The organism is Acinetobacter amyesii (assembly GCF_002018365.1).
Classification (GTDB): Bacteria; Pseudomonadota; Gammaproteobacteria; order Pseudomonadales; family Moraxellaceae; genus Acinetobacter; species Acinetobacter amyesii.
This window is the reverse complement of record NZ_MVKX01000014.1, coordinates 15,866-37,604: the sequence shown is the minus strand read 5'-3', so window position 1 is coordinate 37,604 and position 21,739 is coordinate 15,866. Positions and strand designations below refer to the sequence as shown.

Annotated in this window: 15 protein-coding genes; 9 read left to right on the top strand and 6 right to left on the bottom strand. The window is 42.4% G+C overall.

From position 1 onward, the window contains the following. The first annotated feature begins 348 nt into the window (after window positions 1–348). The 4 genes from ilvD (at window position 349) to B1202_RS16300 (ending at window position 4,874) form a co-directional block, all read left to right on the top strand. Window positions 349–2,034, top strand: a complete 1,686-nt coding sequence (ilvD, locus tag B1202_RS16315; protein WP_078191650.1) for a dihydroxy-acid dehydratase — start codon at window positions 349–351, stop codon at window positions 2,032–2,034. A 151-nt stretch (window positions 2,035–2,185) separates the two neighbouring features. Continuing rightward, window positions 2,186–3,508: a hypothetical protein gene (locus B1202_RS16310; RefSeq protein WP_078191649.1), complete on the top strand. Its 1,323-nt coding sequence runs from the start codon at window positions 2,186–2,188 to the stop codon at window positions 3,506–3,508. Then, a complete protein-coding gene (locus B1202_RS16305) occupies window positions 3,489–3,776 on the top strand; it encodes a chorismate mutase (protein ID WP_078191648.1) in 288 nt (95 codons plus the stop codon). The genes B1202_RS16310 and B1202_RS16305 overlap by 20 nt, the downstream gene beginning before the upstream one ends. 201 nt (window positions 3,777–3,977) lie before the next feature. Beyond that, the gene (locus tag B1202_RS16300; RefSeq protein ID WP_078191647.1) at window positions 3,978–4,874 is read left to right on the top strand and encodes a DUF4747 family protein; all 897 of its coding nucleotides are present in this window, start codon (window positions 3,978–3,980) and stop codon (window positions 4,872–4,874) included. A gap of 146 nt (window positions 4,875–5,020) precedes the next feature. Here the strand turns inward: B1202_RS16300 and B1202_RS16295 are convergent, their stop codons facing one another. Beyond that, window positions 5,021–6,517 carry an ATP-dependent nuclease gene (locus B1202_RS16295; RefSeq protein ID WP_078191646.1) on the bottom strand — a complete coding sequence of 499 codons (1,497 nt, stop codon included), beginning with the start codon at window positions 6,515–6,517 and terminating at the stop codon, window positions 5,021–5,023. 377 nt (window positions 6,518–6,894) lie between these two features. Between B1202_RS16295 and B1202_RS16290 the strand changes: the two genes are divergently transcribed. Continuing rightward, a complete protein-coding gene (locus B1202_RS16290; protein WP_078191645.1) occupies window positions 6,895–7,632 on the top strand; it encodes a sulfite exporter TauE/SafE family protein in 738 nt (245 codons plus the stop codon). Window positions 7,633–7,641: 9 nt separating this feature from the next. Here the strand turns inward: B1202_RS16290 and B1202_RS16285 are convergent, their stop codons facing one another. From B1202_RS16285 to B1202_RS16270, 4 genes are all read right to left on the bottom strand, one after another. Then, window positions 7,642–8,544, bottom strand: a complete 903-nt coding sequence (locus B1202_RS16285; RefSeq protein WP_078191644.1) for a LysR family transcriptional regulator — start codon at window positions 8,542–8,544, stop codon at window positions 7,642–7,644. A 116-nt stretch (window positions 8,545–8,660) separates the two neighbouring features. Further along, window positions 8,661–9,965 (bottom strand): solute carrier family 23 protein, encoded by a 1,305-nt coding sequence (locus B1202_RS16280; protein WP_078191643.1) that lies wholly within the window; start codon window positions 9,963–9,965, stop codon window positions 8,661–8,663. A gap of 297 nt (window positions 9,966–10,262) precedes the next feature. After that, window positions 10,263–12,947: a phosphoenolpyruvate carboxylase gene (ppc, locus tag B1202_RS16275; protein WP_078191642.1), complete on the bottom strand. Its 2,685-nt coding sequence runs from the start codon at window positions 12,945–12,947 to the stop codon at window positions 10,263–10,265. 152 nt (window positions 12,948–13,099) lie between these two features. After that, entirely contained in the window at window positions 13,100–13,723 is a 624-nt protein-coding gene (locus B1202_RS16270; protein ID WP_143221636.1) for a TetR/AcrR family transcriptional regulator, read from the bottom strand. 151 nt (window positions 13,724–13,874) lie between these two features. On the opposite strand from B1202_RS16270, the gene B1202_RS16265 reads away from it, so the two are divergent. The 4 genes from B1202_RS16265 (at window position 13,875) to dnaJ (ending at window position 19,854) form a co-directional block, all read left to right on the top strand. Then, entirely contained in the window at window positions 13,875–14,981 is a 1,107-nt protein-coding gene (locus B1202_RS16265; RefSeq protein ID WP_078191640.1) for an efflux RND transporter periplasmic adaptor subunit, read from the top strand. Further along, complete coding sequence (locus B1202_RS16260; RefSeq protein ID WP_078191639.1) at window positions 14,981–18,118, top strand: efflux RND transporter permease subunit; 3,138 nt, start codon at window positions 14,981–14,983, stop codon at window positions 18,116–18,118. Before B1202_RS16265 ends, B1202_RS16260 begins: the two co-directional genes overlap by 1 nt. A 133-nt stretch (window positions 18,119–18,251) precedes the next feature. Beyond that, window positions 18,252–18,629 (top strand): hypothetical protein, encoded by a 378-nt coding sequence (locus B1202_RS16255; RefSeq protein WP_078191638.1) that lies wholly within the window; start codon window positions 18,252–18,254, stop codon window positions 18,627–18,629. A 106-nt stretch (window positions 18,630–18,735) separates the two neighbouring features. Beyond that, a complete protein-coding gene (gene dnaJ, locus B1202_RS16250; RefSeq protein ID WP_078191637.1) occupies window positions 18,736–19,854 on the top strand; it encodes a molecular chaperone DnaJ in 1,119 nt (372 codons plus the stop codon). Window positions 19,855–19,947: 93 nt separating this feature from the next. On the opposite strand, the gene B1202_RS16245 is transcribed toward dnaJ, so the two are convergent. After that, complete coding sequence (locus B1202_RS16245) at window positions 19,948–21,591, bottom strand: PglL family O-oligosaccharyltransferase (protein WP_078191636.1); 1,644 nt, start codon at window positions 21,589–21,591, stop codon at window positions 19,948–19,950. Window positions 21,592–21,739: the final 148 nt, after the last annotated feature.

Sequence of the window (21,739 nt, the reverse complement as noted above, 5' to 3'; positions counted from 1 at the left end):
CTTGAAGCAACTAAATAAAATTTAATAATTAGTTGATGTCATTAAAATTCTAAAAAAGACAGCCTCGAATAGTAGCTATAATTTATATGACTTTGTGTAGGCAATCCCTTACTTTTGAAAGATCAAAAGTAACAAAAATCTTTTGTTCTCCTGATATGGCATCCCTGCCATACAGGAAAACAGCGACATCCATGTCGCTTTGTCATGTGATTGAATGGTATTGCATGCGCTAAAAATCTTTTTTGTTGAGATCTAATTTCTTTTACATACTGAGCGCTTTCTATACAATAATTTTAAAAGAATCCGCCAAAGCTGAGGCACAAAATCAGCGATCGCCAAGGAAGAACAATGAGTAAAAATAATATCCGCGAACATTCAGCGCCTGTTTATGACGGCATAGAAAATGCGCCTGCACGTTCCATGATGCGTGCAACAGGCTTCCAAGATGCTGACTTTACTCGCCCATTTATAGGCATTGCCTCAACTTGGGCCAACGTCACGCCGTGTAATATGCATATTGATGGATTGGCGCGTGAAGCTGAGAACGGGGTCAATGCTGCAGGCGGAAAAGGCATTATTTTCAATACCATTACTATTTCTGACGGCATTTCCAATGGTACTGAAGGTATGAAGTATTCACTGCTGTCGCGGGAAATCATTGCCGACTCTATTGAAGCTGTGGTGGGCTGTCAGGCCTATGATGGCGTGATTGCGATTGGCGGCTGTGACAAGAACATGCCGGGCTGTATCATGGGTTTGGCGCGATTAAACCGTCCGGGTCTGTTTATTTATGGTGGCACCATCAAACCCGGAGCAGGACATACCGACATGATTTCGGTATTTGAAGCAGTGGGTCAGCACGCCAAAGGCGAAATCAATGAAATTCAAGTGAAGCAGATTGAAGAAGTCGCGCTGCCGGGGCCGGGGTCGTGCGGCGGTATGTACACGGCCAATTCGATGGCTTCAGCGATTGAAGCGCTGGGCATGAGTCTGCCGGGATCTTCAGCACAGGAAGCGGTATCCGCGGATAAAATTGCCGACTGCCAGCGTGCAGGTGAAGCCGTGATGAATCTGCTGCGTCTTGATATCAAGCCGCGTGACATTATGACCAAAGCCGCTTTTGAAAACTCGATTAAAGTGCTGATTGCCTTAGGTGGTTCAACCAATGGCGTGCTGCATTTGATTGCCATGGCGCATACCGCAGGCGTGGAACTCTCTTTGGATGATTTTGTACGCATCGGTAAAGACATTCCTGTGGTGGCCGATGTACGTCCATCGGGTAAATATTTAATGTCGGAACTGATTGCCATTGGCGGCATTCAACCGCTGATGAAGCGCATGCTGGATGCAGGTATGCTCGATGGTTCTTGCCTGACGGTCACGGGCAAAACTTTGGCGGAAAACTTAGCCGATGTAGCAGATTATCCAGAAGGTCAGCAGATTATTTTGCCATTTGATGCACCAATCAAAAAGGATTCGCACTTAGTGGTGCTGAAAGGCAATCTGTCACCGACAGGTGCTGTGGCTAAAATTACCGGTAAAGAAGGGTTGTATTTTGAAGGGCCTGCGCGGGTGTTTGAGGGTGAGCAGGGTGCTATGCGCGGTATTTTAGATGGCGAAGTGCAAGAAGGTGAAGTGGTGGTGATTCGCGGTGTCGGGCCGAAAGGCGGGCCAGGTATGCCGGAAATGTTAAAACCGACTTCTGCAATTATTGGTAAGGGCCTAGGCCAATCTGTTGCACTGTTGACCGATGGACGTTTCTCGGGCGGCAGCCATGGTTTTGTGATTGGTCATGTAACGCCAGAAGCCTATGAAGGCGGCCCGATTGGCTTGGTTAAAAACGGCGATAAAATTTCAATTAACGCTGAAACCCGTGAAATGACGTGGCATGTGGCTGATGATGAAATTGCTGCACGTCGCGCGGCCTGGGTCAAACCGAAACCAAACTATACCCACGGCGCTTTGGCTAAATTTGCCAAGTTGACCTCTGGTGCAGAGAAAGGTGCGGTGACTGACCTAAATCTAGACGTCTAATCCATTGTTAAACATTGAACATTCAGCCCTGACTTGATATAAGTTTTGCACAAGGCTTATATCTCATTTAAAACAGCTTCATAATAGAAGTTGAATTTTAAGCATGTGCTGGCAGGTTCGGCACAATTCATCATTTTGAGGCAAAAAACGCATGTCACTGTTACGCCGTTGGTTCGATCCAATCCGATCGAGTTGGTTTTATCAGAAACCGACCCGACAAGCGGTGTTACCCACGGAACAAGGTCTGAGTGTTTATCTTCGACTGGATGATGTCTATAGCTATTTGGCTGCGCAGCAACTGCCTCAATTAGAAGAAATTCTCAGTGATGAAATTAAACCACTGAAAGTGATTATTTGTCGTCAGAGTGCTGAACCTCCCAATCAAATGTCATCGATAGAATGGCAACAATATTGTCTGAATGATGCCCAAATTTTAGCGCGGCAGCATCGTTTTAGTTTTCATGAAACACCTGAACAACCGACCGCTGAAGCTTTAGAACAAGCCGAAATTATTCTAAAAAATACCCCATTACGCGGCCAAGATTTTCTCTATTTACTTGAAGATGTGTTCCACATGTTGTGGCAAAAGCAGTATGGCAAGCTGAGAACACTGTACGCGATGGCCAGCCGTCATCATAAAGCGCAAGATTTTCTAGAACGGATCTTTTCTGACGTACCAATTTTGACGGGGTATTTTGAGTTTGGTGAACGTAAGTACCATGCTGTAGATGATTTACTGCGTTTAACACGCCGTTTAAAACAACAAAAACTCCTGACAGATAACCCGATCTTTATGATCAATCATATTGAATGGCGTGAGCACCTGATTAGTGATGCAGAGGAGTTGAATGAAATTCAGGGACTCGATCCTGAGCTTGATCTCTACATCGCGATGGAAGATCCGATTTCATGGTTACTGTTGGCTTATATTCGTGAGGAATTGGCGGACTATTACAATATCCAGTTAAATGTGTATCCATTGTCGTATCACGGTCGAGATTTGTTTGACTGGAGTTTGGCAACACGTCTGTCTAAACGTACAGAAGTTAAGTTCACGCCATTTTGCCGACCTACAGAAGCTGCGACTTTAGCTATGTCTCAGCTGTACTACAGTGCGCCTGAAGAGCAGCGTATTGATGTGATGTATCGCATTTTGGAAACCGTATGGACCAAAGGGCGTGATTTATCCTTCAAAGCACATTTTCAGGCTTTACAGTATGAGTTAGAGATTTCTGAACTGAGCACTGAGGATATTGCTGAAAAATTAACAGAAAATGATATGCACTGTGAGATGAAGTCACAGCCCGATTTTCCCGTTTTGGAATTACGTATTGCAGGTCAAAGCTATGTATTTAATAGCTTATACCGCGTTTGGATGATTGAAAGTATTTTCAGTAATGTGTTAGAAGAGAAGTATAAAAGTGAAAACACCGCTGAAAGTGAAGCCAGAGAAGATGAAGAAAGAAAAAGTTGAGTCATTAGAGCAAGCCCGCGCACAGATTGATGTGATTGATCAGGGGATTATTGAGCTCATTGCTGCACGTCAGTTTTATGTCGATCAAGCGGTGCGTTTTAAGCGTTCAGTACAGGATGTTCAATCACCAGAACGTGTTGAAGCGGTGATAAGTAAAATTCGTCTACAAGCCACAGAGCACGGTGTAAATGCAGATATTGTGGAACGTTTATACCGCGATATGATTCAGCATTTTATTCAACGTGAGTTGAAAGAGATTCGACCATAGTTAGGGCGGATTTGAATTTCGTATAAGAGATTTTATGTTAAATATCCTAGTATATTTTTAATGCGCCAAAAATTTTGAACTAATAGAATAAAACAGGCTATGAACTAAATTTACAAGTTGTAACAACTTATATGATTATGAAAAAGAAGAAAAAAATAATAGATTGTATAATCGTTGCTCGATAATCTTAATGAGAAAAATATGTCAGGATCACGTTCATGTTCTGTGCTTTATACAGCTTTTGATGTACAGATTTTTTCTGATGATGTTTCAACAAAGACATATATAGATTTGTTTTTGGATCTAAGTAGAAATCTTCGTGAAGTACCTTTACAAGCTCGTTCCAACTACGTAAAGTTTGATAGTGTAAAGCCATTAAATGACGATAAATTAGAGCATGGTTTTAGATGCGAAATTTTTAAAAGTACTGGGCTTACTAGTAATTTTAGAGATACAGTAGAATCTCAGAATGTGAAATTAGATACTCATAAATATATCCCAACAAACTATAAAGCAAACCCTAAAGATTTCAGTGCTATTTTCTACCCATCGGAAAGAAAAATTATCTGTGAATTAGCTTTCAAAAAGAATAAAACAACACATGCAATTGTTGAAGAGTTTCTTAAAACGTTAGTTAATACACCTACACTAAATAATAAATTTAAAAGAATTGAAATAACACCAATTTATGAAAAAATTACGGCTGATGATATTAACCATAATAAAACATTGACTTACGTAGAAGCTGTTATCAATAACATTCCAGATTCCTTTGATGAGCAAAATATAGTTTTATCTGATAAGGATAGAGCTTTCTTAAAAAGTTTGGCAGATAGTAATTTAGAGTCTTATTCTCAGGTCTTCAAAACTAAAAAAACAAAATTCTTGGAACTAACTGATTTAAATAAAGATTTTATTAGATTAGCTGTAGAATATGGATTTGTAAAATTTCATTATAAAAATATAGATAATCTAACAGAAAAGAAAAGTACACTTATTATTTCACCCTTCACGAAACGGTTAAAAATTTTTCCAGAAGAAGTTTATGGAGATTTTTTAATACGAGAAACGAGAAAAATAGCAGAACAGCTTTCTTAAGATTTTAACTAATTTTATGCTAAATAAACTGAAAAATCATATTAAAAATGGAAGTTATAGACTTCCATTTTTTGGTTTGTATAAGAGATTTTATGTTAAATTGAGCCTGTAAATTACTCTTATATAATGTACAGGCTCATCTTATTTTAAGTATTTTTTTCAAGAAAACTTAGCAATCTTTTTTCTAAATTTTCATTACTCACTTCTTTTAAAGCAAGGTCACATAAAAAATCAATGAATCTAGATTCAGTAGCACCCTGTTTCAAAGCCTCAGATTTTAATTCTTCCCATAATTTTTTCCCTTTTTTTAGCTCTTTCTCTGAAGTGTTTTGGGTGTTTTGAATGTGGGCATTTATAACTGTTTTTAAGCTCTTTTGCCTAAAAAAGCTACTCTCAATTTTCTGAAATAACTCACGATTTTTTGTTTCTATAATATTTATGTATAAAAATTTCTCTAAACTATCAATAGGTAAAAAACATAAGTTTATCGCTTGTATATCATCTTTAAATTTCTGCTTAACTTCTGTTTCTACATCACCATCAAGTATTGACATGATCTTACAACCAGCGCCACCTAGTCGAATACGCATGGCTTCACGATGAAAGTTAATTACACCAGAATAACCACCAATACATATAACTTGGAATAATGCATTTAGATGAGAAAGCTTATCCCGTAGAATTTTTTCAATATATGCTTTAGCTAAAACATCTTCAACGAGAATAATTCGGTCAAAATAATATCCAAGAGAAACGTCTCGCATTGCGTAACCTGGATAACAATTATAAGTAACTTCAATATTATTTTTTTCGTCTTTATCTAGTAGAAAAATATCTTCTTTATTTATTCTAGAGATGATTACAGGACTATGAGTAGAAATATATACACATAGATTATATTTATCATAGATTTCTTCAAAAAACTCAATAAGTCTTTCTTGTGAGGCTGGATGTAAAGCTAAATCTGCTTCATCTAAAATAACAATAGCTGGCTCATGTTGTTTATCATTTTTAAGTGTATCAAGCCTTTCCTTTAGGTAATCTAGTAAACTGATAATTAGATATTCACCAGAGCTCATAGTACATTGATGAATAATTCTATCTTCAGTAATAAGGGCATACATCGGTCTGCTTAAATCTAATTTTTTCAAATCAAAATCTGATTTAGTCTTTTTTAGATTACTGTAATATTTTTTATTATCTTTTAATATAAAGCCTAGCCATTCATAAACAAATTGATCGGCATCAATAAATTCTTCTTTTTTGGTGCTTAGTATCTTACCAATTTTAGATTTATGTGCATCTGTAAATCGATTACCATAAATAAAACTACTCTCAAATATGCCATCGAAACTGATCTGACTTTCATCTTTTTCAGTCAGAGACCAAGAAGATTTATGGTTTGGCTTCCATGTATTAGTCGTATTTTCGTAAGCATAAGAAATGACAGCAGTATTATTTGAATGCTTAAAATATTTATTCAAAGCATTTCTATAAACAATTTTAGATAAAGTTGTCATAACTGTACTTTTTCCAATACCATTAGAACCACATATAATGTGTATTCCTTTTTTTATCGGTACATTAATTTCAAATGTATTAATTCCTCTTAAATTTTCAATTTTTAAATTTAATGTACTCATTTTTACCAATTTCAATATTTTGACAATCTAATTATATAACATATTAATTTATATATGATTTTTTTAAATAATTAAGTTTTCCTAAAATTAACATAATACACGTTATACGAAATTCTTGAAATTTTTCTATAAGTATCAATATTTTATTAAAAACCGTTCTAGTAAACAGCATATTGGAACGGTTTTTATATTACTATTCAACCAATACGCTTATAACTTATTCAAAATCAGAAGAGTTTGTTTAGCCCATCTACGCTATCTGTTTTAGACGCTATAACCTAGCCTCAACATTTTATTGAGGCTCTATTCCAAAAACACTGATTTTTCAAAGCGCCTGAATTGCATAGCATAGAACCAATTCTTCAGCGAGTTTCGCCATGATTTGGTTCGTCATCACAGTTTTTGCAATCGCAGGTCTAATTAAAGGCACGATTGGGTTAGGCCTGCCTGCGGTATCGATGGGTTTACTCACCATGGTGATCAGTCCATTTCAGGCAGCCACGTTATTGATCATTCCATCTATGGTCACCAACTTTTGGCAACTATTTGCTGAAGGGCAGGTATTGCGCCTCATTCAACGCTTTTGGCCCTTGTTACTCGGCATCATCGTCGGTTCAATTTGGAGTATTTTCCCAACTTTAGGGCATGGTGAATTTAAAAGTGAAGCTTTACTAGGGGGCATGTTGGCACTATATGGATTGTATGGGCTTTGTGCCAAAAGCTTGCCGAACTTTGCACCGCATGAAAAATGGCTATCTCCAATTATCGGTTATCTCGGTGGAGCGCTGACTGTTGCGACAGGTGTGGTGGTGATCCCTGTGGTGCCATATTTGCAAGGTTTGCAGCTCAAACGCGATGATCTCGTACAGTCACTCGGTTTGGCCTTTACCACGTCAACCATTTGTTTGGCGGTGTTCTTACAGCAAAATCCTGTGGAAGATCTCCCGATTGATTATGCCATGTCAGCCATGGCACTGATTCCTGCGCTCATTGGCATGTGGGCAGGGAAAAAAATCCGTTACCGCATTCCAGAACAAAAATTCCGTAAGGTGTTTTTTATCGGGTTGATTGCCCTCGGTGGTTATATGATGCTGCACCAGTTTGGCGTGATTTAATGGCTAGACTTAGCTATCCAAAGCAGATTTTTGTGACAGTAGAAACTGACTGAAATGCTGATAATTTAAGGGTAAATCATCAAAATTACGTGCGGTGAGGAGCAGTTTTCGATTGGCCCATTCACCGCTGAGCTCAACTTGTGCAAAGGCATACAAATTGATTAATCGTTGGGCTGCACGTTTTGGCATGATGGCAATGCCCACACCATTCGCCACCACTTGGGCGATCGCGGCAAAGTTCGGCAACCGCAGCCGATACTGAATTTCACAGCCGAATAATTTGGCTTGAGCCTCGATCGATTGTTGCAAGGAATGATATTGCATCAAACCGACAAAAGGATAATTCAAAATCTCTGCGGGTTTTAGGCTGGATGTGGTGGCCAATTCATGGGTTATAGGACAAATCAGTACCAAAGGATCATCTGCAAACTCTAGTGTTTGTAACTGTGCAGATTTAAAGAAACCTGAAATTAAGCCCAGTTGTGCATTACCTTGCTCTATCGCTGCAATGATGTCTTTAGACTCGGCTTCATGCAGCTCAATTTGTGTATTGGGATTTTCTAGCAAGTAGCGCGGTAGCAAAACCGGCAAATATTCACTTTGTGCAGATGAATTACACCATAAGGTCATATTGGAACTTAGCCCATGGGCAAAGGGCAGCATCGCGTGTTCTAATTGTTGCCCCTCACCTAAGATGCGCTGCGCATGTTCAACCAAGGTTTGACCGGCAAGGGTCAGTTTGACCCCTTTGGCTTGGCGAGTGAACAGGGCCGTGCGGTAATGCTGTTCGAGTTTTTTAATTCGTTCACTGGCAGCTTGTAGCGAGATGGCAGAACGAGCAGCGCCTTTGGTCAGACTACCGCTGTCTACAATGTGCAGTACCAATTGAAGGTCGAACAAATCCAGTCGCATACGGTGCATTCCTTGGCTAATGCCTTATCTTACCGAAAGAGTAGCTATAAAAAAAAGCGACCTTTTGGCCGCTTTTCAAATGAATGTTGTATTCTTTTTTAAATGCCTTGGGGGGCTTATTCTGATTTGTCGCCCAAGCTAAAGAACCAGTTCAAAATCAGCGCTGCAAATGTAGCAGTACCAATACCACCTAAGTTGAAGTTACCGAATTGAAGTGCAAAGTCACCTGTACCTAAAATAATCGTGACTGCTGCCACCATCAGGTTTTTATTTTTTGAGAAATCGACTTTGTTTTCAATCCAAATTTTCGCACCTGCAATGGTAATTAGACCAAATACAACAATCGATGCACCTGTCAAAATGGCTTGCGGAATGGTATGAATAATCGCACCAAACTTTGGAGAAAGACCAAGGAAGATGGCGAATACACCCGCAAATACAAACACGATGGTCGAGTAAACACGCGTTACCGCCATCACACCAATATTTTCGCCATAGGTGGTCATACCTGGACCGCCGACACCGCCTGAAAGTGTGGTTGCAACACCATCTGCAACGAAGGCTTTACCAATGTGTGGATCGAGATTTTCACCTGTCATCGCGCCCACAGCTTTGATGTGACCAAGGTTTTCTGCAACCAAAATCAACGCAATCGGTGCAATGATGAGCATGGCATTGAAGTCAAAGACGGGTGAATGGAAGTGCGGAACACCAAACCAAGCCGCTTCTTGTACGGGAACGAAATTGATTGGTGTGCCATGACCCATGACATTGGAAATGATGTAATACACCAAATATGCCAGTAACAGACCGACCAACAGCAATAAGCGTTGTAATAAGCCCTTCGTGAACACCGCAATCGAACCCATACATAGTACAGTGACTAATGCCATCCACATATTAAAGTTGTTGCCTGCAACTCCTTTAATAGTGACAGGGGCTAGGTTCAGACCAATAATCATCACCACCGCACCTGTAACGACAGGCGGCATGAGTTTTTCAATCCAACGTGTACCCGTTGCCATCACGATAAAACCAAAAATGGCATATAAGATACCGCAGGCCATGATCCCGCCGGCCGCCATCGCGATGTTGGCATTTGGCGCGCCAGTACCTGATGCTGCATAACCGGTTGCCGCGATCACCACACCAATAAAGGCAAAACTAGAGCCTAAATAACTTGGTACACGACCACCTGTCATAAAGAAGAACAGGATAGTACAGATCCCCGACATTAAAATCGCAAGGTTGGCATCAAAGCCCATCAAAAATGGCGCAAGGACAGTTGCACCAAACATTGCAAAGGCATGTTGTATCCCCAATACCACACTTTGCACCGGAGGTAGGTACTCATTTGTACCTACAGGACGTGCATCAATATTGCCTTCGTACGGGCGCCATTTGGGAAACCAATTGGACATAAAATGAGCACTCAATAGATAAATTGTGCACATCATACTCTTGTTTTTTAGAAGATTTAATCTCTTTTAAAAATATTTTGTTCAAACTAATTACATGACTTTACATGTAAATTTACCAAATGGTAAAAGTTTTAAGGGTGTAAAAAAGGCATTAAATCATGCAATTAATCAAATAGGATAAGAGTCAATACTTCATAAATTTTTCTTATTTTATATATTCCAAAATAAATTAAAACCAATATGACTGATCAAAAAAAAAGCACACGGTTCTGTGTGCTTTTTGAAAACTTGGAAGATTTAGCCAGTGTTACGCAAACCTGCCGCAATACCCGCGATGCTGACCATCAACGCATGGTCGACTGGGGTATTTTCAGCCTGACGCTCGGCAAGGTAAGCACGGCGGCGTTTCATTAGCTCTGCTTGCAGTAAATGAAGTGGCAATAAATAAGGCTTACGCACCTTCATGGATTGGTCGAGCACATCGTTACTGCTGAGTAATTTCGATTCACCTTTGAGTGCTAATAGCGTTTGTACCGCATCCCGTAAACGCTGACGTAACTCTTCACCCAACTGTTTGAGGTCTGCGTCATCCGTCAGATGAGACTCATAATACAGTGCTACATGACCATCGGCTTTGGACAAGACCATTTCCAACATATCAATCAGGGTTTGGAAATACGGCCATTGCTCCAACATTTCTTCGAGTGTCTGCTTTTGACCTTGATCAATCACTTGATTAATCGCAGCACCTGTACCGAGCCAAGCAGGTAGCATCAAACGAATTTGCGTCCATGCGAACACCCAAGGAATCGCACGTAAAGACTCAATCCCACCGCTAACTTTACGTTTGGCTGGGCGTGAGCCGAGCGGTAACATTTGTAGCTCCAGTTCGGGTGTCACAGTCCGTAGGTATTTTACAAAATGCGGATTTTCACGCACGGTTTGACGATACACCTGTACCGACAGATCCGTCATGCTGTGCATGAGCTGACGCCATTCCTGTTTTGGTTCAGGCGGTGGCAATAAAGTCGCTTCTAAGGTCGCTGCGGTGTAAATTTCTAAGTTTTGTAAGGCAATGCCTTCTAATCCAAACTTGAAGCGAATCATTTCTCCTTGTTCAGTGACACGGATCGCCCCTGAAATAGAGCCTGGGGGCTGTGAAAACAGCGCTTGCTGTGTCGGCGCACCCCCACGGCTGATTGAACCGCCACGACCATGGAATAATGTCAGTTGTACATCATGTTTTTTCGAAACTGCGGTTAATTCTTCCTGCGCACGATACTGCGCCCAGTTTGCCGACATAAAGCCCGCATCTTTGGCTGAGTCTGAATAGCCAATCATCACCTCGTGTTTACCCTGAATATGCTGTTTATACCAATGCATATTAAATAGGGTATTCATGGTACGGGCTGCACCATCCAAATCTTTTAAGGTTTCAAATAGTGGCACGACGCGTAGCGCTTGTTTGATGCCCGCTTCTTTTTGCAGTAACAATACGGCCAAGACATCACTCGGATGTTCGGCCATGGAAATAATATAAGCCCCTAAACTTTCAGGTGGTTGCTCTGCCAAAGTGCGCATGGTTGCAAAGACTTCTTGTACATCTGGATGTTCAATCAGGCTTTGTTTCGGTTCATTTAAAAACTTCGGTAGCAGTGGTCGTTTGCTTTGCAGTTCCTGAATCAAGAAGTTTTGACGGGCTTGCTCCGTCCATGTTTCAAAATTACCTAAACCTAAATATTCCGTAATAGCAGAAATCGCTTGGCGATGACGTGTGGATTCCTGACGAATATCTAATTTGAGTAATTCGATACCGAAACAATTCACCCGATGAATAAAGTCGAGTAACTGACCATTGGCAATTTCAGGTAAACCGCTGTCAATCAGTGAGCGATAGCAAACCAACAGTGGATCGAGCAACTCATGGCGGCTTTTAATGACTTGGCTATCGTCCGCATCTTCGCCACGGAGTTTCAGTGCCAACCAGTGACGAGTGGCTTTGAGGCGTTCCCGCGCTTCACGTAGATATTCACGATAGGGTTCAGGGTGGAAATGACCCAAGGCATCACTAAGCTCTTTGCTGCATTCTTGAATCGAGAGTTCCCAACGCAGGTCTTCGATATCGCGTAAATACAGGTCGGCAGCTTTCCAACGTGAAAGCCACAGCACTTCTTGAGTAATATTATGGGTGACGTTTGGGTTACCATCACGGTCACCGCCCATCCATGACGCAAAGCGCACAGGGGCAACATTTAAAGGCAAGGTCTTGCCACAATGATCTTGAACCATGCCATCCAATTCACGCATGAATTTGGGTACAGCATTCCACAAGGTCTGTTCAATGGTCGTGAAGCCCCATTTGGCTTCGTCGACAGGCGTCGGGCGATGTTGACGAATTTCATCCGTTTGCCATGCCGAGCAAATCAGTTGTTTTAAATCATCCAGTACGGCTTTGCGTTCGCGTGGCGTAAGTTTTTGTTGATCCATTTTAAACAGGCAATCATTAATCCCATCATATTTTTGGATCAAGGTACGACGGCTGACTTCGGTTGGATGTGCAGTCAGTACCAATTCAATTTTTAATTCACAAATTTGTTGGAACAGTTGTTCCGCACTGATGTTATTGCTTTTAAATTTTTCAAATAAATGATCCAGTGGATTCGGTGAGGGTGCCTGCTCATCAAACTCACTTTGGCGACGGCTGCGCACCACATTGTATTGTTCGGCAATATTGGCAAAGTTGAGAAAGTGCGTAAATGCACGGGTCAGTGGCAGAATTTCTTCATCTTTTAAATTTAAAAATAATTGTTCTAACTGTTTTTCGGCTTCAACTTGTCCATCGCGCGCGCCTTTAGACAAAGCGCGAATTTGCTCTACCTGATTAAACAAATCTTGTCCTGCATGCTGCTTTAGGGTTTCACCCAATAAATTGCCCAGTAAGCGCACGTCTTCACGTAATGGAGCATCAATTTGTTGAATCATTTGTTATTTCTCCGCGTATTCCTGTCTCGACTATACCCCGAAAGTGCCGTGGCAAAAGGGGGTACAGACAAAAGTCGGATGACTTTTCTAGCTAAATGAGCAATAGCTATGCCATTTGTTTCAGTTTAGCGTTGAAATATTTCAGAAAATGCTTAGCTCTGTGCGCTGAGTTGATATTTCAGCATAAAGATGTCGATGGCAGAGTGAATAATGGCCTGCCGCTCTGCTGCTTCAGGTACTGGGCGCATGCCCAATAAAACCTCTTGATGGCGTAGTCCCATCAGTAGCGACACAATCAGTTCAGTTTGTCGGGCAGGGTGATCCTGCTGAATGAAATTTAAAGCGGCTGCGTCTTGAAAAAAGTTTTCCCAGACTTGGCGCATTTTCAAATGTGAGGCACGGAAAAACTGGTCGACCAACGGACTGTGTTCGGCAGCCAGCTCCAAAAGTAATAAATCCAGTTTAATGGCTTCTGGCAAATTCATGATGTTCAGCCCCAACTCACAAATTTCAACGAAAGCCTGCATAAAATGACTTTCGCTGTGCAGATGTCGCGGGCGAGTATTCAAAATATATTCACAGGTATCTTCAATCGCACTGGTAAATAAGGTGGCTTTGTCCTGAAAATGGTTATAGACCGTCAGTTTGGTGACCGCTGCATGTTGGGCAATCTGATTCATGCTGCAACCGTGATAGCCCATTTCTAAAAATAATTGTTTTGCAGACTCTAAAATCCGTTGTCGTTTTTCTAAGTCTTTCGGGCGGCCGACATTCATTTGCTGAAAAAATTCCAAAAAAGGCGAAAAGGTCATTGATTTTGGATAATTAATCTAATTAATGTACCGCATGGTTTATTAATTAAAAAATAACCAAATTAATTGAATAATATTCTGCCCTAAAAAAGACTTTTTATTAAGAGCGAACTTCATGAGTACGATTAAGACCACAGTTGTCAGCATGATTATCGTTTGCAGTGTGACCTTATGGGGATGCAGCAAGGATAAAGCCCAAACGGAACAGGAAGTGCCATTTGTGATGGTGACTCAGCCCGGTGCCACACATTTTGAACAAAAAAGTTATGCGGGTGATGTACAAGCCCGCCAGCAAACAGCTTTAGCTTTTCGGGTTGGCGGCCAAATCACTGAGCGCTATGTCGATGTTGGAGACCAAGTCCGAGTCGGGCAAGTCTTGGCAAAATTAGACGTCAAAGATGCACAGTTGCAACTGAATGCAGCACAAGCACAGCTTGAAAGTGCGCGTTCCGCTGCACAGATTGCTGAAGATGAACTAAAACGCTTTAAGCAATTACTGCCAGTCAATGCCGTGAGTCGTTCGCAGTACGATGCGGTGGAAAACCAATATAAAGCGGCACAGTCGAACTTAAAGCAAGCCCAAGCAAATTATGATGTGAGTCGTAATCAGACCGGTTATAACCAATTAATTGCCAATAAAAATGGGGTCATTACTGAGCGTAATATTGAGATTGGTCAAGTGATTGCAGCAGGACAACCGGCATTTCAATTGGCGATTGCAGGTGAACGTGAAGTGGTCATTGGTGTGCCTGAACAAGCGGTTACTGAAATTAAAACTGGGCAGGATGCATGGGTTACCTTGTGGTCGAAACCACAGGAAAAATTTGCAGGCTATGTGCGTGAAATTAGTCCTGCTGCCGATCAGTCTCGTACATATAGTGTCAAGGTGGCATTGCGTGAAGGCAATAGCGCCATTCAACTGGGGCAAAGTGCACGGGTATTTTTAACCAAAGCACAGCAGAATGTTTTGCATGTGCCGTTATCGAGTGTGTCTGCGAGTGGTCAGCAGGCATATGTGATGGTGGTCAATGCAGATAATACGGTACGTAAAGTTCCAGTAAGTTTAGGCGAATACGGACGTGACAGCGTGCCCGTACTCAGTGGTCTGCAAGCAGGGGATTTTGTGGTGGTTGGCGGCGTGCATTTGCTCCGCGAAAAACAAAAAATACAACCTGTTGATCGTGAAAATCGAGCGGTACACATTCAGGCAGGAGTTAAATAATGAATTTTAACTTGTCTGAGTGGGCACTGAAAAATAAAGGCTTAATCCTTTATTTTATGATTCTGCTGGGCATCGTTGGGATATTTTCTTATTCCAAATTGTCGCAGAGTGAAGACCCGCCATTTACTTTTAAAGTCATGGTGATTCAAACCTATTGGCCTGGTGCAACGGCCAAAGAAGTTTCACTACAGGTCACCGATCGGATTGAAAAAGAACTGATGACCACGGGGCAGTATGAACGCATTATGGCGTATTCACGTCCGGGTGAATCCATGGTGACCTTTGTGGCCAAGGACAGTTTACGTTCGCAGCAAGTCCCGGATGTTTGGTACACCGTGCGTAAAAAGGTCAATGATATTCGCCATCAATTGCCATCTGGGGTGCAAGGTCCTTTCTTTAATGATGAGTTTGGTGACACCTTTGGTAATATCTATGTGCTGACTGGCAAAGACTTTGACTATGCGACCATGAAGGAATATGCCGACCGTTTACAGCTCCAGTTACAACGGGTCAAAGACGTTGCGAAAGTGGATTTGATTGGTCTGCAAGATCAAAAAGTTTGGATTGAAATTTCCAACACCAAAGCTACGCAAATAGGCATACCCGTGACGGCGATTCAACAAGCCTTGCAGCAGCAAAACACAGTTGCCAGTGCCGGCTTTTTTGAAACCAATTCAGACCGGATTCAAGTGCGTGTCAGCGGCAATTTACAAAACATTGATGAACTGCGTCAGATGCCCTTATTGGTGAATGGACGAACCATTCAATTGGGTGATGTGGCAGATGTACATCGGGGCTTTAGTGATCCACCACAGCCGCGTATGCGTTTTATGGGTGAAAATGGTTTAGGCATTGCCGTGTCGATGCGTAAAGGTGGCGACATTCTGGCTTTGGGTAAAAACCTAGAAACAGAATTTGCCCGTCTGCAAAAAACCTTGCCTTTGGGCATGGAACTGAAAAAAGTGTCGGATCAGCCTGTAGCCGTGAAGCGCAGCGTCAATGAGTTTATGAAAGTCCTCGCTGAGGCGGTGATTATCGTCCTATTGGTGAGCTTCTTCTCCTTAGGTTTCCGTACGGGATTAGTCGTAGCATTTTCCATTCCCTTGGTCTTGGCCATGACTTTTGCTGGCATGCAGATGTTTGATGTCGGTTTGCACAAAATTTCTTTGGGAGCATTGATTCTCGCACTCGGTTTATTGGTGGATGATGCGATTATTGCTGTCGAAATGATGGCGATCAAAATGGAGCAGGGCTATAGCCGGTTACAAGCCGCCGGACATGCATGGCGGACGACTGCATTTCCAATGCTAACAGGCACATTAATTACTGCGGCCGGCTTTTTGCCGATTGCCACAGCAGCATCGAGTACTGGGGAATATACCCGCTCGATTTTCCAAGTAGTCACTATCGCATTGGTGGTGTCATGGTTTGCAGCGGTGCTGTTTGTTCCCTATCTAGGGGATAAATTACTGCCCGATTTCAACAAAGATTTGGTGCAAAAAGCCCCGTGGTATCAGCGCCTTTGGGCACGTTTGCGCAAACAACCTGAACCTCAGCCGATGGTACATCATGCTGGCGAACATCACGATCCTTATCAGTCTCCGTTTTATCAACGTTTCCGTGGGTGGGTCGATACTTGTGTGACCTATCGGAAGACGGTGATTGCCGCGACGGTTGGCATTTTTGTGTTATCGATTTTAATGTTTAAAACCGTACCACAGCAGTTTTTCCCACCGTCAAACCGTGCTGAAATTTTAGTGGATTTAAAGCTTGAGGAAGGTGCATCTCTGAAAGCAACAGAAGCGGCAGTAAAAAAAGTCGAAGCGTTCTTGTCGAAAAAACAGGGCATTGATAATTTTGTGGCTTATGTGGGGACAGGTTCACCGCGGTTTTATTTACCTCTAGATCAGCAGTTACCCCAAGCCAGTTTTGCTCAGTTTGTGGTGTTGGCTTCATCTTTAGATGATCGCAATGAAATCCGCCAGTCATTAGCAGAAGAAATTCGTAAGCTTTTACCTGAAGTACGTACTCGCGTTTCACTTTTAGAAAATGGCCCACCCGTAGGTTATCCATTGCAGTTCCGCGTGTCGGGTGAAGATTTGAGCTTGGTTCGTGAGTGGGCACAACGCGTGTCTGCCAAAGTCAGTGAAAACCCGAACACCACCAATGTGCATTTGGATTGGGGTGAACCAAGCAAAGTCATTAAACTGGACATCGACCAAGATCGCGCACGTCAAATGGGGGTTTCCAGTCTAGATCTGTCCAATTTCTTGAATAGTTCAATCAGTGGTGCGGTGATTAATCAGTATCGTGAGAAACGAGAGCTGATTGAAATTCGGATGCGTGGTGATCAAGCGGAGCGATTGGATGTCGGCTCTCTCAGCAGTTTGGCTGTACCGACCAGCAATGGTGGTTCAGTGCCATTGGCGCAGATTGCGAAAATTGAGTATAGCTTTGAAGAAGGGCTGATTTGGCATCGTAACCGTTTACCGACCATTACTGTGCGCGCGGATATTCGCAGTAAATTGCAACCTGCAACGGTGGTGGGTGAGTTAAAAGATTCATTTGATCAATTACGTGCAGAGATGCCGAATGGTTATCTACTCGAAGTAGGCGGTACTGTGGAAGAGTCAGCACGAGGTCAAACTTCTGTGAATGCAGGCATGCCATTATTCCTCGCAGTTGTCATGACTTTGTTGATGATTCAATTACGCAGCATGTCACGGGCGATGATCGTATTTTTAACTGCACCTTTGGGCATTATTGGCGTGGTGTTATTCCTGTTATTGTTCAATAAACCCTTTGGTTTTGTGGCGATGCTCGGCACGATTGCACTGTCTGGCATGATTATGCGCAATTCACTGATTTTGATTGATCAGATTGAACAAGATATTCAGTCTGGCGAGTCGGCTTGGGATGCGATTATCAATGCGACTGTCCGTCGTTGCCGTCCAATTGTGCTGACTGCATTGGCCGCTGTATTGGCGATGATTCCACTTTCTCGCAGTATTTTCTTCGGTCCAATGGCCGTGGCGATTATGGGTGGATTGATCGTGGCGACCCTGCTGACCTTGTTCTTTTTACCTGCGTTGTATGCACAGTGGTTTAAAGTGAAAAAAACTCAGCAGAATCCTTAAAAGTGTCATAATATTGGGTGCGAAATATTGAATTTTTCTCTATAGTAGCACCTGATCTACAAAGACATTTTTAAAAAGTAAAACAACCACAAGTGCAGCGCGGCATATTGTGGTGTACGGGGTTGAATCACAGATGACAGCAGAGAGTTTAGCTAAGTATCGCCGTTATGTTGCGATTTCTTATGTCTTCATGTTTTTCGCTTTATTTACCCTGATTAGTGGTGTATTTGCCTACGGCTTTGCACGCAAAGTAACTCAAATCGATTCTGCAGAAGTTTGGCTCCAAGCCCAAGCGCTTTGGGTCATGCGCACCGTTGTGATTTATTCGATGATGGCCATTTTTGCCGCACTGTGGTTTATTCCTTTATTTTTCTATTATTGGGACACCTATCTTTGGGTGACTGCATGCACGGTAATTGGCGTGGTCTTTTCTGCGATTGCCTTTTTGTATCTATTAAATGCATGGATCCAAGGTCTATCCAAATTCGTTAAAAATAAGGCTGTCTTCTAAGTCGATTTATTTTTTTCCTGCCTACCCCTTGAAAAAATGGTTTGATTCCCCAATTTCAGACCACAGTTAAGTATTAAATTAAATTCCGTGAGGAGCATCGCCAGACATGGCTAAACGTGATTATTATGAGGTTTTAGGCGTTTCTAAAACCGCAGGTGATGATGAAATTAAAAAAGCCTACCGTAAGTTGGCGATGAAGTATCACCCTGACCGTAACCCAGACAACCCAGAAGCTGAAGAAAAATTCAAAGAAGCTGCCGAAGCTTATGAAATTCTTTCTGATGGCGAAAAACGCAGTATGTATGACCGTATGGGACATCAAGCGTTTGAAGGCGGCATGGGCGGCGGCGGTGGCTTCGGTGGCGGATTTAGCGCAGAAGATATCTTTAGTCAGTTTGGCGACATTTTCGGTGGCGCATTTGGCGGTGGTGGCCGTGGTGGTCAGCAACGTGCACGCCGTGGTTCAGACTTACGCTATGTCATGGAGCTTACCCTTGAGGAAGCTGTGAAGGGCGTGAAAAAAACCATTACCTTTACTGCACCAGCACCATGTGATGCCTGTGATGGTAAAGGATCTAAAAATCCGAATGACGTTGAAACCTGTAAAACCTGTCATGGTGCCGGTCAAGTGCGTATGCAACAGGGCTTCTTCTCTGTGCAGCAAACCTGTAGCACCTGTCGTGGTCAAGGTAAAATCATTAAGAACCCATGTAATAAATGTCATGGTTCAGGGGTTTCTGACCGTCAGCAAACTTTAGAGGTGACCATTCCTGCAGGTGTGGACAATGGCGACCGCGTACGTTTAAGTGGCAAAGGCGAGGCGATCCGTGATGGCCAAGCAGGCGACTTATATGTAGAAGTGGTGGTACGTGAACACGAAATCTTCCAACGTGATGGCGCTGACCTGTATATGGATGTGCCTGTAAGCATTGCAGATGCTGCATTGGGTAAAGAAATTCAAATTCCAACCCTTGATGGTCGTGTGAGCTTGAAAGTGCCTGAAGGAACTCAAACCGGTAAATTGTTCCGTTTGCGTGGTAAAGGTGTGAAACCTGTACGTACCAGCATGACTGGTGATTTACTCTGCCGTATCGTGGTGGAAACGCCAGTGAATTTAACGGCTCGTCAACGTGAGTTGTTAAAAGAGTTACAAGACACGATGGATGGCGATGACAATAAATCTTCTCCGAAGAAAAAATCATTCTTCGACCGTTTATTTGATTAATTGACTTGATTCAGTCAATTTCCCCGAGTTTGCTGTGATGTGAACTCAGGCATAAAAAAGCCTGCATAATTGCAGGCTTTTTTATTGAGCGTTTTAAGGTTTCGGCGGAGATATCGACGGCAATAAACTCTCATAGCTCATGTCGAGCCGATAAATATTTTTCAGACGCTGTAGCTGATGACGTGCTTCAGCCTCGCGACCATTAAATGCCAATAAACGTGCATATTTAATGATGTGGTATTTCGCTGGGTAGCTGCGAACCAATTTTTCAGTCTCCTGAATGGTTTGTTCAGAAACGATGGAATACGGATTTAAACGAATAATCGCTACGCGATGTCTAAATTCCGTCAGCAAATAGATCGGCTCATGGTTGGTGATTTTCTCCGGCGTTTTTTCATATTTTGATGCCTGACCCAGCTGAATCGCTGCATTGGCATAATCACGATAAATCACCGTAATCAGCACGGCGCTAATCACGAAAACAATGCGGATAAACCACGGAGACAGACTCAATGTAGCCGTCTGTGGCTTCGCTGCTTGAAGAATCCCGATAATAAAACCCGCAGGCAGTAAGAAGTATGCGTAGTTTTGCGGAAACTCTAACATGGCATGAATAACGAAGACACCGACCATCAATAGGCCAATGACAGATAATGCAGACTTGGCTAACTTCTGTAATTGGATGCCCCAATAAGCGAAATAGGCCAAGAACGGCACACCAATAATGGCGCCATTCCACAATAAGAAATCCAAAATAAAATTGTGTGAGCTACGAATCCATACAGGCCCTTGCACCGTGTCAGAGATCGAGACAAAAGCGCTACTGGTTTGATGCCAACCATAGCCAAACCAAGGCTGTGCAGCCACGGCATGCGCCATTTGTTGCCAAATAGCTAAACGCGACATATCGCCACCAGCACGTTTGACCACGTCACGACTTTCTTGAATATTCATGTCGGACATTTGGCTCATGATTTGACTTAATTTTGGCATCAATACAATCAGTGCCACAAAGCCGATAAACCATGCCAAGCTATAAAACCAGCGGAGTCGGATATAATCTTTGTACTGTGCATAAGCCAAATAGATTAGGACGCAGATACTTGCTACCCAAGATGTGCGAGATTGGCTGAGCGCGACCCCAATTAAAATAGGAATTGCACAAGCGACCAAATAGCGGGTTTTAACTTTTTGCTGTTCATAAACATATAAGCAGGCTAACAAGGACATGAGCAGAAACGTGGCCATGTTATTCGGCTGAGCAAAGTTTGCAAATGGGCGCGTAGTTCCACTAATTTTCATCACAAAAGGAAGAAACGAGTCGAAATCTAACCACTGAAATATTGCGATGAGTCCCGTCATGACCCCAGATGCAACAAAGGTATAGCTCAGGTATAGGAATGTTTTTTCGCGTTTTTCCGTACCTTGAGATAGGCTAAAACCAAGATTGATACACAGCCAGAAGCTGAACACAAACAGCATACAGAGTAAGGCAATACTAAAATAATACACCTGCCCAAAAGCCAGTTGGATGAAGGGAATCAGCGCTAAGAGCAAAAGGGGCAAGGAAATTTTTGCCACCATGAGCTTTTCTTTAAAGAACGTTGCCGCTAAGGCAAACAGTGCAAAGAAGGTATAAAGCTCACCGGTATAAGTGGCCCAAGGTCGGTAATGAATTGGAATCAGCCATGCCAGTGCAATACAGACTGCCGCACAAAGATACAATAGGGTTTTCATGAATATTCAAGATCAATAGAACGCGCCTATCATACCGTGAAAATGCTCAAACTTGGTGAGGGAATAGTCAGCGTCTGTCGAAGAGCTTGATTTGCAAAAGTCCTTCGGAAAATGCAGGATTTTTTTGTTTGTAACTTAGCCTGCGCAT

Excerpts from the sequence above, each read along its gene's own strand:
- B1202_RS16280 (WP_078191643.1), bottom strand. The coding sequence starts at position 9,965 with ATGTCCAATTGGTTTCCCAAATGGCGCCCGTACGAAGGCAATATTGAT.
- B1202_RS16265 (WP_078191640.1), top strand. The coding sequence starts at position 13,875 with ATGAGTACGATTAAGACCACAGTTGTCAGCATGATTATCGTTTGCAGT.
- B1202_RS16305 (WP_078191648.1), top strand. The coding sequence starts at position 3,489 with ATGAAGAAAGAAAAAGTTGAGTCATTAGAGCAAGCCCGCGCACAGATT.
- B1202_RS16295 (WP_078191646.1), bottom strand. The coding sequence starts at position 6,517 with ATGAGTACATTAAATTTAAAAATTGAAAATTTAAGAGGAATTAATACA.
- B1202_RS16310 (WP_078191649.1), top strand. The coding sequence starts at position 2,186 with ATGTCACTGTTACGCCGTTGGTTCGATCCAATCCGATCGAGTTGGTTT.
- B1202_RS16255 (WP_078191638.1), top strand. The coding sequence starts at position 18,252 with ATGACAGCAGAGAGTTTAGCTAAGTATCGCCGTTATGTTGCGATTTCT.
- dnaJ (WP_078191637.1), top strand. The coding sequence starts at position 18,736 with ATGGCTAAACGTGATTATTATGAGGTTTTAGGCGTTTCTAAAACCGCA.
- B1202_RS16290 (WP_078191645.1), top strand. The coding sequence starts at position 6,895 with ATGATTTGGTTCGTCATCACAGTTTTTGCAATCGCAGGTCTAATTAAA.
- B1202_RS16245 (WP_078191636.1), bottom strand. The coding sequence starts at position 21,591 with ATGAAAACCCTATTGTATCTTTGTGCGGCAGTCTGTATTGCACTGGCA.
- B1202_RS16270 (WP_143221636.1), bottom strand. The coding sequence starts at position 13,723 with ATGAATGTCGGCCGCCCGAAAGACTTAGAAAAACGACAACGGATTTTA.
- B1202_RS16300 (WP_078191647.1), top strand. The coding sequence starts at position 3,978 with ATGTCAGGATCACGTTCATGTTCTGTGCTTTATACAGCTTTTGATGTA.
- ilvD (WP_078191650.1), top strand. The coding sequence starts at position 349 with ATGAGTAAAAATAATATCCGCGAACATTCAGCGCCTGTTTATGACGGC.
- B1202_RS16285 (WP_078191644.1), bottom strand. The coding sequence starts at position 8,544 with ATGCGACTGGATTTGTTCGACCTTCAATTGGTACTGCACATTGTAGAC.
- B1202_RS16260 (WP_078191639.1), top strand. The coding sequence starts at position 14,981 with ATGAATTTTAACTTGTCTGAGTGGGCACTGAAAAATAAAGGCTTAATC.
- ppc (WP_078191642.1), bottom strand. The coding sequence starts at position 12,947 with ATGATTCAACAAATTGATGCTCCATTACGTGAAGACGTGCGCTTACTG.